The organism is Rummeliibacillus pycnus (genome assembly GCF_050459865.1).
In the GTDB taxonomy this organism is placed as follows: domain Bacteria; phylum Bacillota; class Bacilli; order Bacillales_A; family Planococcaceae; genus Rummeliibacillus; species Rummeliibacillus pycnus_B.
This window is the reverse complement of sequence record NZ_JBCMNM010000020.1, coordinates 14,638-30,558: the sequence shown is the minus strand read 5'-3', so window position 1 is coordinate 30,558 and position 15,921 is coordinate 14,638. Positions and strand designations below refer to the sequence as shown.

14 protein-coding genes and 2 riboswitches are annotated in these 15,921 nt (G+C 33.0%); of the genes, 3 read left to right on the top strand and 11 right to left on the bottom strand.

All coding sequences use genetic code 11. From position 1 onward, the window contains the following. Positions 1-344: 344 nt before the first annotated feature. Positions 345-1,679, bottom strand: a complete 1,335-nt coding sequence (locus tag ABE048_RS05365) for an NCS2 family permease (RefSeq protein WP_430309689.1) — start codon at positions 1,677-1,679, stop codon at positions 345-347. Positions 1,680-1,811: 132 nt separating this feature from the next. Then, positions 1,812-1,913: riboswitch (purine riboswitch) on the bottom strand. A 187-nt stretch (positions 1,914-2,100) separates the two neighbouring features. Between ABE048_RS05365 and ABE048_RS05360 the strand changes: the two genes are divergently transcribed. Further along, positions 2,101-2,727, top strand: coding sequence for a pentapeptide repeat-containing protein (locus ABE048_RS05360; protein ID WP_430309688.1), 627 nt, complete (start codon positions 2,101-2,103; stop codon positions 2,725-2,727). Positions 2,728-2,976: 249 nt separating this feature from the next. Here ABE048_RS05360 and ABE048_RS05355 read toward each other — a convergent pair whose 3' ends face one another. The 3 genes from ABE048_RS05355 to ABE048_RS05345 form a co-directional block, all read right to left on the bottom strand. Further along, positions 2,977-3,438: a hypothetical protein gene (locus ABE048_RS05355; protein ID WP_430309687.1), complete on the bottom strand. Its 462-nt coding sequence runs from the start codon at positions 3,436-3,438 to the stop codon at positions 2,977-2,979. 377 nt (positions 3,439-3,815) lie between these two features. After that, positions 3,816-4,703, bottom strand: coding sequence for a hypothetical protein (locus ABE048_RS05350; RefSeq protein WP_430309686.1), 888 nt, complete (start codon positions 4,701-4,703; stop codon positions 3,816-3,818). A gap of 187 nt (positions 4,704-4,890) precedes the next feature. Further along, entirely contained in the window at positions 4,891-5,109 is a 219-nt protein-coding gene (locus tag ABE048_RS05345) for a hypothetical protein (RefSeq protein WP_430309684.1), read from the bottom strand. 450 nt (positions 5,110-5,559) lie between these two features. Between ABE048_RS05345 and ABE048_RS05340 the strand changes: the two genes are divergently transcribed. Both ABE048_RS05340 and ABE048_RS05335 read left to right on the top strand, forming a co-directional pair. Continuing rightward, positions 5,560-5,874, top strand: a complete 315-nt coding sequence (locus ABE048_RS05340; protein WP_430309682.1) for a hypothetical protein — start codon at positions 5,560-5,562, stop codon at positions 5,872-5,874. A 312-nt stretch (positions 5,875-6,186) separates the two neighbouring features. After that, positions 6,187-6,471 (top strand): hypothetical protein, encoded by a 285-nt coding sequence (locus tag ABE048_RS05335; protein WP_430309681.1) that lies wholly within the window; start codon positions 6,187-6,189, stop codon positions 6,469-6,471. 620 nt (positions 6,472-7,091) lie between these two features. Here ABE048_RS05335 and ABE048_RS05330 read toward each other — a convergent pair. From ABE048_RS05330 to ABE048_RS05300, 7 genes are all read right to left on the bottom strand, one after another. Then, the gene (locus tag ABE048_RS05330) at positions 7,092-7,655 is read right to left on the bottom strand and encodes a TIR domain-containing protein (RefSeq protein ID WP_430309679.1); all 564 of its coding nucleotides are present in this window, start codon (positions 7,653-7,655) and stop codon (positions 7,092-7,094) included. Continuing rightward, entirely contained in the window at positions 7,655-8,491 is an 837-nt protein-coding gene (locus ABE048_RS05325; protein ID WP_430309677.1) for a macro domain-containing protein, read from the bottom strand. The genes ABE048_RS05330 and ABE048_RS05325 overlap by 1 nt, the downstream gene beginning before the upstream one ends. Next, positions 8,481-9,341: a hypothetical protein gene (locus tag ABE048_RS05320; RefSeq protein ID WP_430309676.1), complete on the bottom strand. Its 861-nt coding sequence runs from the start codon at positions 9,339-9,341 to the stop codon at positions 8,481-8,483. The genes ABE048_RS05325 and ABE048_RS05320 overlap by 11 nt, the downstream gene beginning before the upstream one ends. Before the next feature lie 322 nt (positions 9,342-9,663). Then, entirely contained in the window at positions 9,664-11,217 is a 1,554-nt protein-coding gene (gene guaA / locus ABE048_RS05315) for a glutamine-hydrolyzing GMP synthase (RefSeq protein ID WP_430309674.1), read from the bottom strand. A 134-nt stretch (positions 11,218-11,351) separates the two neighbouring features. Further along, positions 11,352-11,453: riboswitch (purine riboswitch) on the bottom strand. Positions 11,454-11,488: 35 nt separating this feature from the next. Continuing rightward, positions 11,489-13,732 carry a transglutaminase-like domain-containing protein gene (locus tag ABE048_RS05310; RefSeq protein ID WP_430309672.1) on the bottom strand — a complete coding sequence of 748 codons (2,244 nt, stop codon included), beginning with the start codon at positions 13,730-13,732 and terminating at the stop codon, positions 11,489-11,491. Then, entirely contained in the window at positions 13,729-14,946 is a 1,218-nt protein-coding gene (locus ABE048_RS05305) for a DUF58 domain-containing protein (RefSeq protein ID WP_430309671.1), read from the bottom strand. Before ABE048_RS05305 ends, ABE048_RS05310 begins: the two co-directional genes overlap by 4 nt. Continuing rightward, entirely contained in the window at positions 14,946-15,893 is a 948-nt protein-coding gene (locus ABE048_RS05300; protein ID WP_430309670.1) for an AAA family ATPase, read from the bottom strand. Before ABE048_RS05300 ends, ABE048_RS05305 begins: the two co-directional genes overlap by 1 nt. Between the last annotated feature and the right edge of the window lie 28 nt (positions 15,894-15,921).

The following is a 15,921-nucleotide window of genomic DNA, read 5'->3' as shown; positions in this document are numbered from 1 at the left end:
GTTTGTCCTTGTTACTAACATTAGTTAGTAATCAAAGTTTATTGATTAACGTCTTGCTTGTTCAGTTTTCAAGGTTCATATTCAGTTCACTCAGTAGCGAACTTTTATATCTTACCACGTCTGATTTTCAAAGTCAAGAACTTTATTATCAGAAGTTTTAAGTCATATTTTGTAGGTTGTTGTCTCTTAACGAGTCAACGTTGATAACTATACTCCCCTATTAACTAGTTGTCAATGCTTTAATTTAAAATAATAATAACTTTATTAAAATCTTTAATCTCCTTCTATTAGATAAATACAAAAAAGCAGCTTTCCCAAAGGAAAGCTGCTTAATTTTATTAAAACTATCTAACCCAAATGAAGTATGCAAGGAATACGAAGAATAAAACATACATTAATGGATGTACTTCTTTTTTACGTCCAGCTAGTAACATTGTAATTGGATAGAAAATGAACCCAACTGCGATACCAGAAGCAATACTGTAACCCATTGGCATCATGAACATTGTCATAAACGCTGGCACTGCAATTTCGAATTTATCCCATTCAATTAATCGTAACGATGATGCCATCATTACCCCAACAATTACAAGTGCAGGAGTTGTTACTGCTGTTGTTACGACACTTAGTAATGGTGAGAAGAATAACGCTAGTAAGAAAAGCACACCTACTACAACTGCTGTAAAACCAGATCGTGCACCTGCACCAACACCAGCAGTAGATTCTACATATGCAGTAGTAGTTGAAGTACCGAAGATAGAACCAACTGTTGTACCTAATGCGTCTGCTAATAAAGCTTTACCTGCACGTGGTAATTTATTGTCTTTTACTAATCCTGCTTGGTTTGCTACAGCCATTAAAGTACCTGCAGTATCAAAGAAGTCAACGAATAAGAATGTTAATACAACGACAAGGAACTTTACATTAAATAATGATGCTGGATCATGGATAATAGGATCTAAAGCAACACCGAATGTTGGTGCTACACTTGGAATTGATGAAACTACTGTTTTTGGTACGTCTACTAAACCAAAAATCATACCAATAATTGCTGTAATCACCATACCATAGAAAATACCTGCTTTTACTTTACGTGCTAATAAAATAACAGTTATAAATATACCAGCGATCGCTAGCAATACATTACCATCTGTGAAATCACCTAAAGTAACAAATGTACTTTTATTTGCTACCACAATACCTGCATTTTTTAAACCAACAAAAGTTATAAATAAACCAATACCTGCAGAAACAGCATATTTTAGCTGAACCGGAATAGCATTGATAATTGTTTCACGAATACCTGTTAATGAAAGAATAATAAAGATAACACCTGAGAAGAATACGCCAGTTAAACCTGTTTGCCATGGAATATGGTAAGTTAAGATAACAGTATAAGCAAAGAATGCATTAAGTCCCATCCCTGGCGCTAAACCGATTGGATATTTTGCGATGAAGCCCATAATGAATGAACCAACTGCTGCTGCTAAAGCTGTTGCCACAAAAACAGAACCGTAATCCATACGCATTGCATCAGGTAAATCTTTTACATCTGCTAACGTTAAAATAAGTGGATTTAACGCTAAAATATATGCCATCGCTAAGAATGTTGTCACGCCACCAATTATCTCTCGGCGGTAATTTGTGCCAAGTTCTTCAAATTGGAAATACTTTTTCATGATTAATCCTCCGTATGCCGTCTTATACGTCTGTGAGAATAAAAAAAGACAATCAACTTCAATTTTAAGTTGACTGCCTACGATTCTTTACAAGCCATTCAAATCTTGCAAAGATATAAATAGAAGGTATTTTCCTTCTTCTTATTAAATCGTAGTCAAGTCATTTACGGTAACTCGGTAGAAACTTTCGGGCCATATTCCCGACATTATACGACGACGTTATTTAATTTACTTTGATAATATATCACGCTTCTATTATCATTTCAATAGTTTTTCCGAACATTTACAAACTTTATCGTAGAATAGTTCGTAAATAAACCTATCGTCAACCTTTTCAATCAATCTATTTGTAATAAATATTTACACTTTCCTACAATATACGACATACTATTTACTAAATTTAAGCTAGTGAGGCGATCTTATGAACAAAATAATGGAACCATCAAAAAACTATACACAAACCATTCAGAATGATTCTATTATGCTTGAGGAAATTGAAGAAAATACACATCTAATCGATTGTGAAGTTGATTGTCGCTTCGGAAGAAAACAATTACAAGAAGTGCAATTTGAAAATTGCCGATTCTTAACAAACGATTACACTCAAATGGAATTCTTAGATATCATTTTCAAAAAATGCGATTGTTCTAACTTTGACTTCAACAAATCAATATTTTATCGCTGTCAGTTTCAGTCTTGTAAGTTAATAGGATCACAATTTATCGGCTGTAAATTCAAAAATGTATTATGGAAAGATTGTTTGATGAATTATTCCATTTTCTCTGAAAGCAAAATGAATCTAGTTGGTTTTGAAGAAAATCAATTAGAGGAGGCTTTCTTTCAGGATGTTCATTTTGATAAAGTAGAATTTTTAAAATGCAATTTACAATTAGCTGATTTTACAGAGAGCAAATTAAGTAGTTTAGATTTTTCAACTTGTGATTTTATTGATATTAAATTAACACCTGCCTTAGCAAAGGGATTATCAATTCGCTTCGATCAAGCCGCTGCATTTGCTATAATGCTTGGTGTTACGATTAAAGACTAGAAAAAATCTCACTTATCTCATAAAGATAAGTGAGCTTTTTTACACTATTGGATTCTTTACATAGCTAATTTTATGATGGCCGATTTAAGTTGTCTTAGAAAAGAAGATATTTAAACAGTTGAAAAGAAAAATTTTAAAGATTTTAAAGAAGAAGATATGAAATCAATAAAAGCCGTTATCCAATAGTGCAAACAGGGTTGCCCTCTATTAAGAAATTGTATCTGCTAAATATCGGAAAACACCGTATTGTTAATCAATAAATACAGGTTTTAAGTCTACCTTAACTTGATGCTCCGCTAACTTAAAGTCATATTGCTCTTTCGTAGTTTCGTTAGGTAAAGTTAGAAACTTAAAATTACAATATTTCTTTATAAACTCTTTTGCATCACTTTCAGTGGCAACAATACCATGAGAAACTAAGGCTACTTTTAAACGTGCTGTTGCTTTAGTACCTTGTAAGTGATTTTGATATAAGCGAACACGTCTATTGGTAGTTCGACCTACATATAATAGATAATCCCCTTTCTCTTGTCCTACATATTCTATTGTCCTAAGGTAGTCATCTAATTTCTTCAAAGATTCATTGTTCTGTAAATTACTTTTAGGCAGGAGCAGAACGTAAACACCTGCATCTTCGGTCAAACTCGAAGGTTTTAATCCCGCAAAACGAATCGAAATACATTTAAGTAAATTTTGAGTAACTTGGTACATCATCATTACCTCCATCAGTTTTTACAAACAACTAAAGTTAAACAAAATTAGTTAAACAATAGTTGTTTATATAATACCCTATCTAACTATTAAATGCTAGCTATTTAAGTAAAATGTGAATTTTACAGGTCAATTTATAATAATTGAATGTGGATTAAACCCCTATAAGTCAGCCCTTTAGAGCAACAGAGCCATTAGAAAAATGAAATGCTCTTAATGCAATTTTCTATTAATTCCTCTGTGATTCCGATATAGCGTAGAGTCGTTTTCCGAGACGAGTGATAAAAGATTTCCATCGTTGCGTGGAACAGTGGTGTATGACTGCGCTATGTATACACAAACAAAACGAGTAACACATTGGCTACTCGTTTAAAATCTTAAAAAGGTAAGATATCCAACTTACTAAACACTTCAATTGTAATATTCTCAACTTCTTTAATACTAGTTGCGAACATACCTACTTCTTTATCATCTCTTATTAAATGCTGTATTTCATGATTCTTATTATAAAACTCCGTTGTATCTAACGATGGGTTTTCTAAAAGATATTCACTAACTAAATTTAAAATCCTATTTTCCAAATGATATTTCTTGTTTTTTTCTATTTTTTGCATATTATTTGATAAGGCACTATTATTGTTATCTTTTCTAATACCTTTGATTTCTGTTCTAATATCGCTAAACATCTTCTCCATATAATCTTTAATAGGTAATTCAGTATTTTCCAATTCCGCTACTTTGAATGTGCCATAATCTTTTAAATACATACTATCTTCCTCTAAAGATTTTTTGTATGTTGCAACTATTTTTCGCTTGATTTCATTTTTAACATCTACAATATCTTTATATCTCAAATCTCTGCGATAGTTGATGTGATAGATTGAAGAAATGTCGAAAACATAATCAGTTAAATCATCTTTCAGAAGAATAAAAGGTTTGTCAAATGCTAGACGTAAACCAAGTTCAAACATTACATTAGGATTTTTTGAGCTTACATCAACAATTACAATATCATCTTTATAAATACGTTGAATGATATTCTTTTGAATAATTGCAGTATCTTCGGATTCACTTACCATACTGGCTTCAATATGGTATTCCTTTATTTCATTTAATGATTCCTCAATGATTTTTCTAACTTCTTCCCAATGTCCTATTGGAAAACCTTCTGCATTTGATATAGGCATGATTAAACCTACAACTAAAGTTTGTTTTTCTACTCTCTCTACTACATCATTATTTTGTTCTGTAATTTCTATTGTCACCATCATTCGCTCCCAACATTTATACACTAAAGTGTATAATAAAAGTTAAAAAGATTATTCTATAAATTATTTAATTCCATTATATCCAATTATATTTAATTACTTCCGTTAAATAAAGCACATCATTTTTCAGATGTGCTAAGTAGAGAATCGTAAATAACGTGACTATGTTCTTCGTAAAGTTACTCTATATCGCCACGATATTCTTTGAAGTGATTAAGAAACGTTCTCCATTGAAGCGTTCAACCAAATGACATGACATTGTAAATACGAGATCATGAATTGGCTCAACCGCTTCTACAAATTCGATGTTAAATTCTATTTCCATGAATTCTCTCCAACGGTTTAACCGCCATATAAACATCTGTACATACTTCGGTTTACGCCCAATGATGTCTTGATTCATTTTGAAACCATCAATCAATTCAATAATTCTAGGAATAAAAAAAGACCTCCCTTTCATATGAAAAACGTGAATAAAGGAAAGTCCTATTTGAAACACAATTGTTGCAGGTGGATAAGTAATTACGCTATACAACAAGCGCTAAACCCTTGATACAAAAAACTTTAGAGAGTGTTAGTGTTAGGTATATGACCTATTCCCACTCTACTTATTAATAAATTGATATATCGTTAGTTAATTACAAACAATACATATTAGTCCTTTTAAAGTTATTAAAATAACTTTAATTAATATGAAGGGTTACCGAAAAGTCACCATACTTTTAAATGTTACTCACTAAACATTTTTAAATAAATCATTCGAACTTGCTATTCTCACTGCAATAATTGACTTATAAAAATCCTCGTGATAAGTTGATAAGGCATTAAGGCACATATTAAGGAGGCGTCATTAATGAAGGATATTAAAGACAATCATATGATGGTTACTGTAAGAGTTAAAAAGACACTTTCCGAACTTTATAAAGTAACTATGATAAGAACCAATCAGACAATTACAGATAATTTGATTGAACATATAAAAAAGCAAGTAGATAACTATCATGTTCCAGATTATACACAAACAATTAATGATAATGATTATGTCAAAATAAACTTTAGAATAGAAAGAGAATTATATACAAATTATAAAGTACAAATGGTTTTAAACCATACTACTCCTACCGCTGATATTACAAGGCACATACTGAAAACAGTCGAAAATAGTTAATAAAATAATTAAAACAGGGTTATAATGACCCTGTTTTTTTATTTTTCTTTTCGTAAGGCATTGCTTACATAAAAAATCTATGTTATTCTTTTTCGTAAGTCAATAAGTCTATAAGTCAAGTAGGTGTCTAGAAAATAAATTGCAGGTTATAAGCTTAATTATGGAGAGTGAAGGGAGTTTGGTTGTGATGATCGATGAAGAACTAAAGGAATGGCAGAATCAAGATTCCGAAGATTATCAATGCTATCTTGAATATTGTGATGAATGGTATGAGATTACTGAAGAAATAAATGAATTTTAGGAGGATACGAAATGTTTACAAAAGTATTAAACGAAAAAGGTCTTAGAAAAATAGCTGAAATAGGTAAAAGATTAAGTGGTACATCAATAGAAATTCCTTTGATTTTAGAGCAGGTTGAAGCTAAAGAAGAACTTGACGAGAGACTTACAGGCAAAGGTAGCGTGCAGTATGATTACGCTAAATTCACTGTAATTGGTTTGAGATTTTCTGAGGTGAAGAGACACTATGTAACTAGCTCATTATTAATTGATGATATTAATAGAGGCAAAAGAATTGTTCTAAATAACTATCGATAATTAAAGTTAAGTAGCTTTTAAATAATTTTAAGAGCTACTCTATCTATACTGATGTTATTAGAATCAAAATAGAAAGTGTTCAGTGTTTAATTGAGGGAAATCAATGGAGAAAATACAATCATATTTAAAAAACAAACAGAACACACCATATATTAGTCTTACTAAAAATAATCCAGATCGGGTTGCTAGATTGAGAATATTTCATGTTTTGACAAAAATCGACAATCAGGAGAATCATTAAAAGGCATGCGAAAATTGCCAATGTTGTCCCTATTCAACCAAAAGGGTTATGTCATAGTCATACAAGCTTTTTAATCAATGAATTAAATGCAAACCCCCTTGTTGTACAAAAACGATTAGGACATTCCGATATTCAAATTACATTAGGAACGCATTCACACCTCTATCCTACAATTGATAGTGAAATAGCTAGTCAAATGAACGGGAAAATTAGTGTTAAAAACTTCTGATAAAACTTTGAACAACTGGAATGGTAATCAACATTTTAAGAGAAAAGATTATAAAAAATCTGAATAGACTTATACTACATATTATAAAAATAAAACCAGATATCGCATTTTTATGCTATCTGGTTTTATTTAAGTGAGAAATTCATGTTATTACTGAATATATCCCCAATTTTGATAAGCACTACGTGAGTAATAATTTAAAGAACCAGTTAATATATTATCCCCCGTGCCATGAATACTAAATTGTGAAATTGCAGACATAATAGCCTTCTCTTTAAATGGTATATGGATACATCTAGCAGTTCCATTACTAATTCTCGCAGTTAATTCTTTTGGCCACTTGGAGCTGAATGATTTGGGATCTAATATATAATTGTAACCTGTATACGCCACAATAATAGGAAGGGAAAATTTATCTACAGCTTTTTCAATTTCAAAATTTAGCATTCCTCTATCCCATGAAGTATCATCAGACAATATAAGTAACATGTTTTTCGAATTTCCCAATCTCTCAATTAATCTTCTTTGCAAAGTTAGTTTTGAGCTTGTATCTCTAACTTGGTGAGTTTTTTTATGACTGTCACTAAAGCTCAAAGTATTACTTTTATTTTGATTCCATCTTTGAAGCAGTCCATAATATTTCATATCACTTTTTGTTGGGTCTGTTGTAGCTTGTCCGTCAAACGCTACGTACGTTCCGTTTCTATATGCCATTAATCTATTTCCTCCTGAAGGCTAAATAAATTAATTTTATCAAATAAATCTCCGTAGATAACTATAGTTAATTTTGCAGGATACTTAAACCTGGTCTCACTAATTCTAAATGTCCAAAGCATGATATTCAGTAATTCATCAATCTCAATTTCATTAAATCCTCCCTTAAATCTTGTTATTCCAGACCCAAAAACTGGAACAGTTACGCTTTTTTGTGCATAAACTCTATTAATTTCATTCCAAAATTGTAGGAGGAAATTTATATATTCTGTCATCGTTAACTCAGCTTCATTTTTATTATTAAATTTAGAAAATGCTGTCAACACATATTCATCTATTACAATCGAACTTCCTAGTTTATACTTTGTTGTTCCTCCTTCTCTAGGAACATTTTTGCAAAGTATATTTTCTGGAATATTTAAATCTTTATCTTCTTTTATTCTTTTAGATAGCTTATCAACATCCGGAAAAATTTTTATAATATATTGGCCATTAAGAGATTTTTTTCCAATAATCCTATCATCAACAATAGTGTCAAAATATTCGTTGAAGGGTATGACTTTTAGGCCATCTTCTCTGAAAATATCGCCTTTTTTTATCTGTACAGAAGTTCCACCTATACTTAGAGTAGTTTCAGCTAATCTATTTGCATAAACCCAAACTACGAAATATATTACAAGTAAGAGAACAAGAAAAATAATTCCACTTGTAATTTTCCATTCATCAGGGATTTCACAAAAAATTAATATCGCTGAAAGAACTGCACTAACTGTAGCCACAATTTTTGAGAATTGTTGCCGTATTCTTTTGTCCAAAAATTTAACTTTAATTGTCATTTACTAAATATCTCCTCACTTTAGATACTTCCTTACCAAAATACAAAATATCAAGCGCATGAAATTCTTTATTTGAGCTTGTATTAAAGTTATTTAACCACTCCTGTAACCTATCTGCGTTTAAACTTTCCATTTTAGATAATTGATCATCAACATGATACAATGCATCAAAACTTCTTTGCTCCTGTTGAGAAAATTCTCTATAACTTTTTTCTAAAATCATTTTATACTCTAATTTCCTAGGATCTATTTTTCTAACAATAGAAGCTATTTTTAATTCATTGTAAATCCATGGAGAATTAGTTTTCTTATCTTTTGCTTCATTTACACTTAATGACTCAGGTGTGTTTAAAAATATTAGACATTCCGTTTGATCAATAATATCATTCAAGGCTGTTGACAACATCATATGAACATGGCTAGTTGTATAATTTCTTGTGTCATAATTATAGGTAGTATTACCATCTTTTCTTTCTAAAACGCTATATACATTGTCAATCCCTTTTAATAACTCATTGGCACTTCCCCATACTATTGAATCAATAAACACTGTTAGTCCAAAGTTTTTATTCAGCCAAACAGCAAGTCTCTTTGCTGTTCTAGTATCATTATGAGAATGAGAAATAAATACATCTGATTTATGCCTTGGGAACCAATCATCTATGAGTTTTGAACCATCTATTTTACCATCTTTTTCTCTTGGTAATACAACAGTGTCGTTGACTTTACTTTTTAATATGCTTTTTAGATTCTTTAGCTCGTTCTCGTAGTTTTCAATTTCTTGATCACTTATTCCTAAAAAAGACTGTTTTTCATTATTAGACAAATCCAAATTATATCCTCTAAACAAATTATACCTCCAGTATTTATTATATGTATTTTTTACTAATTATAGTGAAAATTATACCACTTAAACACCTCCTAATCTATGTACATTAGGATATAGACTAAAAATCAAAACATATACATAGATCATTAGGCTTAAAGTAAGTATTAAATCTTTATTTTCAATACAACACTTTTCGCTATATAATATTTGTTCAAAATAAACTTTCCAATCAAAAAGTTCTAGTTTTAGAAAGACTTATTCTTCCAATAGTTACCGAAATGGTTACCAAAACAAAAAAAAGCCTAGAAACACTGAATAATCAGTGCCTAGGCTATTAATTTTATTATTCCCACTCAATAGTAGCTGGTGGTTTAGAAGTAATATCATACAGTACGCGGTTAACGTGATCTACTTCGTTTACGATACGTACAGAGATTTTTTCTAGTACGTCATATGGGATACGTGCCCAGTCAGAAGTCATACCGTCGATTGATGTTACGCCGCGGATACCGATTGCGTAGTCATAAGTACGACCGTCACCCATAACGCCGACTGAACGGATGTCTGGTAGTACGCAGAAGTATTGCCAGATGTCGCGATCAAGACCAGCTTTTTTGATTTCTTCACGTAGGATGAAGTCTGCATTACGTACGATTTCTAATTTATCTTCTGTTACTTCGCCAAGTACGCGGATACCTAGGCCTGGACCTGGGAATGGTTGACGCCATACTACTGCTTCAGGAAGACCAAGTTCTAAACCAAGTGCACGTACTTCGTCTTTGAATAATGTGTTAAGTGGTTCGATAAGTTCGAATTTCATGTCTTCTGGAAGACCGCCAACGTTGTGGTGAGATTTGATTGTTTGTGCAGTTGCTGTACCAGACTCGATGATATCAGTGTAAAGAGTACCTTGAGCTAAGAAGTCCATGTCAGTAAGTTTAGCTGATTCTTCGTCGAATACGTAAATGAATTCGTTACCGATGATTTTACGTTTTTGTTCTGGATCAGACACGCCTTTTAGTTTGTTCATGAAGCGTTCACGAGCATCGATTTTGATAAGTTTCATATCGAAGTCTTCAGTGAAAGTTTTCATAACTTGTTCAACTTCACCTTTACGGTTTAAGTTGTGGTCTACGAACATACAAGTTAATTGGTCACCGATTGCTTTGTGGATTAATACCGCTACAACTGATGAGTCTACGCCACCTGAAAGTGCGCAAAGAACTTGTTTGTCACCAACGATGTTACGGATTTTTTCTGTTTCAATTTCGATGAAGTTCGCCATTGACCAGTCGCCTTTGCAGCCACAGATGTCTAATGCGAAGTGACGAAGTAAGTCATTACCGTATACAGAGTGACGTACTTCTGGGTGGAATTGTACAGCATAGAATTTGCGTTCTGGGTTTGCCATTGAAGCGATTGGGCAAGAAGCGCTTGTTGCAATTGTAGTGAAGCCTTCTGGTGTTGCTGTTACAAGGTCACCATGACTCATCCAAACAACTTGCTCTTTTGGTGTATCAGCGAATAATTTGTTTTCTTCAAGCACTTTGATTTCTGCTTTACCATACTCGCGGTGAGACGCAGCTTCTACTTTACCACCTAAAGTATGTGCCATTAATTGCATACCGTAGCAGATACCTAAGATTGGTAAGCCTAATTCAAAGATTTGTTCGTCGATTTTGAATGCATTGTCGTCATAAACTGAGTTTGGACCACCTGAGAAAATGATACCTGTAGCATTCATATCTTTTAATTCTTGTGCTGTGATTGTATGTGGGTGTAACTCACTGTAAACACCGAATTCACGAATACGACGTGTAATTAATTGATTGTATTGACTACCGAAATCAAGAACGATGATTTTTTCTTGATTTATTAGTTGTGTACTTACTGACAAAAGTTCCACCTCTTCTATATTTTATAAATGACTACTTCCCTTATACAGCGCTCTATTATGAAAAGAACGCGTTGAAAGTATTGCTCTTCCTACGCGTTCAGTTTCTCCAAAAGGCAAATAAACTATGTCTAAAACATAGCTATATTTGCCTTCATAGTCAAACTATTTACGGTAGCTTGGTAGAAACATTCGAACCATATTTTCGAACATATACGAGGGTAAATCAATTATTTATAATTTTTCTTAATATTACAGTTTATAAGAACCAAAATCAACCGGTTGTTCGATTGATTAAATATTTCCAACATTCTATTATTTTTTCTTTACTACTTGTTGGTGCTTCTTTACTATAAAGACTTTCCTCGTAGGCTTGTGTCAAAATACTCATATGATTTGTTCCGAACTTACTATCTATTTGTTTTGCAAAATCTCCTAAAGTTTGACCTTGTGCTTTTGTTAATCCAATTAATGAAAGTTGTTTCAATAAATCTGCATATCGTTTATCGATTTGAAGGTGATTTCCCTTTAAGCGATATTTCATCAATAACCATTTCGGCATCCACTTTCTACGAGTCAAATAGAATAGAATAGCCAACATAATAAGTATGAAGACTGATATAACCATCACTTTATTCACTTGATGATTCGTTGCTTGATTCTGATTTTGCTTTTTCTGTTTTTCCTGTTTTTGTTTTTTCTTTTCTTCTTTTTTCGCTTTTTCTTTTTCTTGTTTTTCCTTCTTCTTTTGTTCTGCTTTCTTTTTCTTTTTCTTTTCTGCTCTTGCTTTATCATTTTCCTTTTGTTTAGGATTGATCGTACCTTCATTTTGATTGTCTTTTACATCATTTAATACATTATCGAATCCATTAAAACCAATTGTAGGTTCAAAAGCCATCCAACCTATTCCAGGAAAATATGCTTCTACCCAAGAATGCGCATTATTGTTGGTTACAACAAAATGACGTGTAGGATCCTTAGACGGAACCTCATTTCCTTCTGAGAAACCCTTCACCCAACGTGCAGGAATTCCTAATGTACGAAGCATAACAACCATAGAAGTCGAAAAGTTATCACAATAGCCTGATTTAGTATCGAAAAGGAATTGATCAACGTAGTCTTGCTTTTTAGATGGAATCGCTACATCTGTGCGTGAATACTTATAACCGTTGTATTGAAAATATGAAACGATTGCATTAGCTTTATCGTATAAGTTTTTCTCATCTTTCGTTATTTCAACAGATAATTCCTTTACCCGTTTCGGTAAAGAATCTGGAAGTTGCAAATATTGTTTATAACCTTTCGGAAGTTTCTTTAAATCAGACTTTCTTGTCCTTTGTAAGGCCTTCAAGCTATATTCTGGTGTTGAATAGGACATTGAATAGTGTGGTAAAAGAACCTTTCCCTCATTTATTGTTGGGCGGATTTTTTCTCCGTCAATTTCAATATAGAAGGTTTTCTCATCATTTGGCTGATCAATTGTTTTTAGTCCATATGGCTGCAGTATAAATTTATAGTTTTTCTTCAAAGTAATGGTAGCTTCATCTATATTCTTCTTTTTACCAGGTTTCATGGTCATTGGAATCTCTTCACCATAGTCAAAGGTATGAACATAGATGTCGCCTGCTTTGCGTTCCCATCCTTTGCCTGTATAGATATTCTTTGTTTCAACACGCCAATATTGATTTTCTTTTGCAGTTGCCTCAAATACAGGACGGTTATCTTTTTCAAATGGCCCTCCTAGCGTACTGTCATCTTCAACATAACCAATTTTCCCGATACCTGCATTTTGACCATTTTGCCAGTTCATCAAGTTTTCTAGATGCTTAGGTACACTTACCATCGCTTGTTTTTTAGGCATGGTATATGCAAATGCAGCACTACCAATAATCATGACAATAAGCGGGATTAACAACATTGCATAATGTTTTGGCTTCCATTTCACTTGGCTATTTTTAAATAATCGATTGATAAACAATACACCCATTAGTAATATTCCAAGTACCATGACACGAATAATCGCAAATTTTGCATTGTATTCTGTAAAAGTATCTAACAAGCTTAAAAATATAATAGTTGTTAAAAAGAAATATAATACGGAATGCTTCACCGTTAGCCAGTGATGGATCAAATAGATTGTCATCCATAATAATACGAAAAATAATATACTACGAAACGAGTCCGCTACCCCTGCCCAATTTCCGTCTATAAGTGCTTGAATACTACTTACAAACTCGTCAGTTATTTTCATTAAACCTTCGATAGAAAATACTGTCGTATCCATATACACGTACATCAAAAACCATATTACATAAAGAATCTTAATAATAAATGACATTATGCCATTTAAATTGATAATGTTACTCCCCAAACAAATTAATACGAAGATTAGAAACAAGCCAAGATGTCCAGTATTTGTAAGCTGCACAACTGGCACTAGCCATTCCACTAACAGCAAGAAAATAATAAGATAAAGGCCTATTAAGCCTGTCCATCTCAATACCTTTGAATCCATCATTTCAACACCTCCGTAAAGGTATTTGCAAATTGTTGAGGTGTTATAGGAAATACAAGAATACCATTTTCCTTTGCAATCGTTACTATTTTCTGCTCATGCTCTGAAATACTTTGTGCAGGAGCTCGAACAATAAAACAAATAGCACCTTGTGATTTTCGAGAGACTCTTTTCAAAACGTTAAGCCACTCAGATGTCAATGAACTCGTTACAAAATAAATCATTGTCGCATTTAACAGTACATTATTCTGCCCATATTTATACTCAATTTTTTCAATCGGTTGAGACTGTATTCCCGCTAATTGATACATTGCCCGCTGCAATTGTTCTTCTGTTTGAATTTGATCAAAATACGATTGCTTTTCGCCTGCAAATAGAAAAGACATACTTAAATGTTGACTTACAACAGCTGATAATATCGACGCACATAACTCAACTTGTTCTTCAAATAGTGCTGATGGTGCCCCATCTAAAACAAGGCAAATCTCTTGAGATTGTTGATCCTCAAATTCTTTAGTTTGCAAGTTTTGGGTCTTTGCAAAAGTTTTCCAATGAATCCAAGACATGCGATCTCCTGGTTGATATTCACGAATACCAGATACCATAGTTGTATCACGAACAGCGGTATTACGAGCCGTCCCTGCACCACTACTTTTGGTTAAACGGAGTGGCGTATAGATAAGGTGTGTCACCTTTGGATAAACAACCACTGATCGTTTAGCGGGTAGTAATGTTGTTTTCTTGACCCATCCAAAGAAATCAGTGATTGTTAATTCAATACCTTCTAGTTGATGATGACCACGTGGCATATTAGGAATTTCATAGTTCCAAGATAATTGCTTGTTCATACCCATCATAAAAAAATGCCTTGTTTGATCTGCTGCTTCTTCATTGAAAATCTCACTCGGCATACTTTCTTGAATAACCATATACAGTAATGGAAATCTTGATTTTCTAGTCAAATCCATCTTCATCCGAAGTGAATCTCCATGCTCCAAATACCCTGTAAGCATCGTTCTTTCAACCGAAAATTGTTTTAAAGGTACAAAAAATAGCATGATGGAGTAAAGTGCAAAAGGCAAAAACATGAAAAAGATAAACCAGCTAACAAATCCCCCTTGCATTAATGCAAAGCAAAGCGTAATGACTAACAGTAATATAACCATTACAAAACGAGTAATAGCTTGTGATAGCCATCTAATCTTATATCTTTTCATCAATTCGAAGTCCTTTTAATCGGCACATTAGTATTAATAATAACGCGTCCTATAATTTCTTCGGGTGTAATCCCCTCATAACGTGCTTCCGGTTTTAAAATAAGGCGATGAGCAAAGACGAATGGTGCCAAAAATTGAACATCATCTGGAGTCACAAATCGACGACCTTTTAATAATGCATATGCCTGCGATGCTTTCATTAAAGCTATTGAACCACGAGGGCTTGCGCCAAGGTAAACATATTGATGTTCTCTAGTCGCCCTTGCAAGCTCAACAATATAGCCTTTAACTAATTCATCAACATGAACAGTTTTCACTTCTTGCTGTAACTCCTTTAGTTCTTCTAACGTAACAACGGATTTTAATGACTCAATTGGGCGTGTTCCTTCTGCTCTACGTAATACTTCAATTTCATCATCAAGACTTGGATAACCCATCTTCAATTTCAATAAAAAACGGTCTAACTGTGCTTCAGGAAGCGGATAGGTCCCTTCATGTTCAATCGGATTTTGAGTAGCCATTACAAAAAATGGTTTTGGAATTTGCATTGTTTCTCCATCAATGGTTACCGCTGCCTCTTCCATCCCCTCTAATAGAGCTGATTGTGTTTTTGGAGATGTTCGGTTAATTTCATCCGCTAATACAATGTTCCCCATAATTGGACCTGGACGAAAATGAAATTCCATATCTTTCGGATTATAAATGGATACACCTATTACATCTGAAGGGAGTAAATCTGGTGTAAACTGAATACGTTTAAAATTAGCTCCTACTGACTTTGCAAGCGCACGCACCATCATTGTTTTCCCTACACCCGGCACATCTTCTAGTAAAACATGTCCTTCTGCTAATAATGCTACAACACTTAAATCAGCAATATGTTTTTTTCCAATCATTACTTTTTCTATATTTTTTATAATGGATTGTAGCCTTTCCTGTGTCTCCATTCGATGTCCTCCTGTAAACTTCTCATTT

Excerpts from the sequence above, each read along its gene's own strand:
- ABE048_RS05365 (WP_430309689.1), bottom strand. The coding sequence starts at position 1,679 with ATGAAAAAGTATTTCCAATTTGAAGAACTTGGCACAAATTACCGCCGA.
- ABE048_RS05360 (WP_430309688.1), top strand. The coding sequence starts at position 2,101 with ATGAACAAAATAATGGAACCATCAAAAAACTATACACAAACCATTCAG.
- ABE048_RS05355 (WP_430309687.1), bottom strand. The coding sequence starts at position 3,438 with ATGTACCAAGTTACTCAAAATTTACTTAAATGTATTTCGATTCGTTTT.
- ABE048_RS05345 (WP_430309684.1), bottom strand. The coding sequence starts at position 5,109 with ATGAATCAAGACATCATTGGGCGTAAACCGAAGTATGTACAGATGTTT.
- ABE048_RS05340 (WP_430309682.1), top strand. The coding sequence starts at position 5,560 with ATGAAGGATATTAAAGACAATCATATGATGGTTACTGTAAGAGTTAAA.
- ABE048_RS05335 (WP_430309681.1), top strand. The coding sequence starts at position 6,187 with ATGTTTACAAAAGTATTAAACGAAAAAGGTCTTAGAAAAATAGCTGAA.
- ABE048_RS05330 (WP_430309679.1), bottom strand. The coding sequence starts at position 7,655 with ATGGCATATAGAAACGGAACGTACGTAGCGTTTGACGGACAAGCTACA.
- ABE048_RS05325 (WP_430309677.1), bottom strand. The coding sequence starts at position 8,491 with ATGACAATTAAAGTTAAATTTTTGGACAAAAGAATACGGCAACAATTC.
- ABE048_RS05310 (WP_430309672.1), bottom strand. The coding sequence starts at position 13,732 with ATGATGGATTCAAAGGTATTGAGATGGACAGGCTTAATAGGCCTTTAT.
- ABE048_RS05305 (WP_430309671.1), bottom strand. The coding sequence starts at position 14,946 with ATGAAAAGATATAAGATTAGATGGCTATCACAAGCTATTACTCGTTTT.
- ABE048_RS05300 (WP_430309670.1), bottom strand. The coding sequence starts at position 15,893 with ATGGAGACACAGGAAAGGCTACAATCCATTATAAAAAATATAGAAAAA.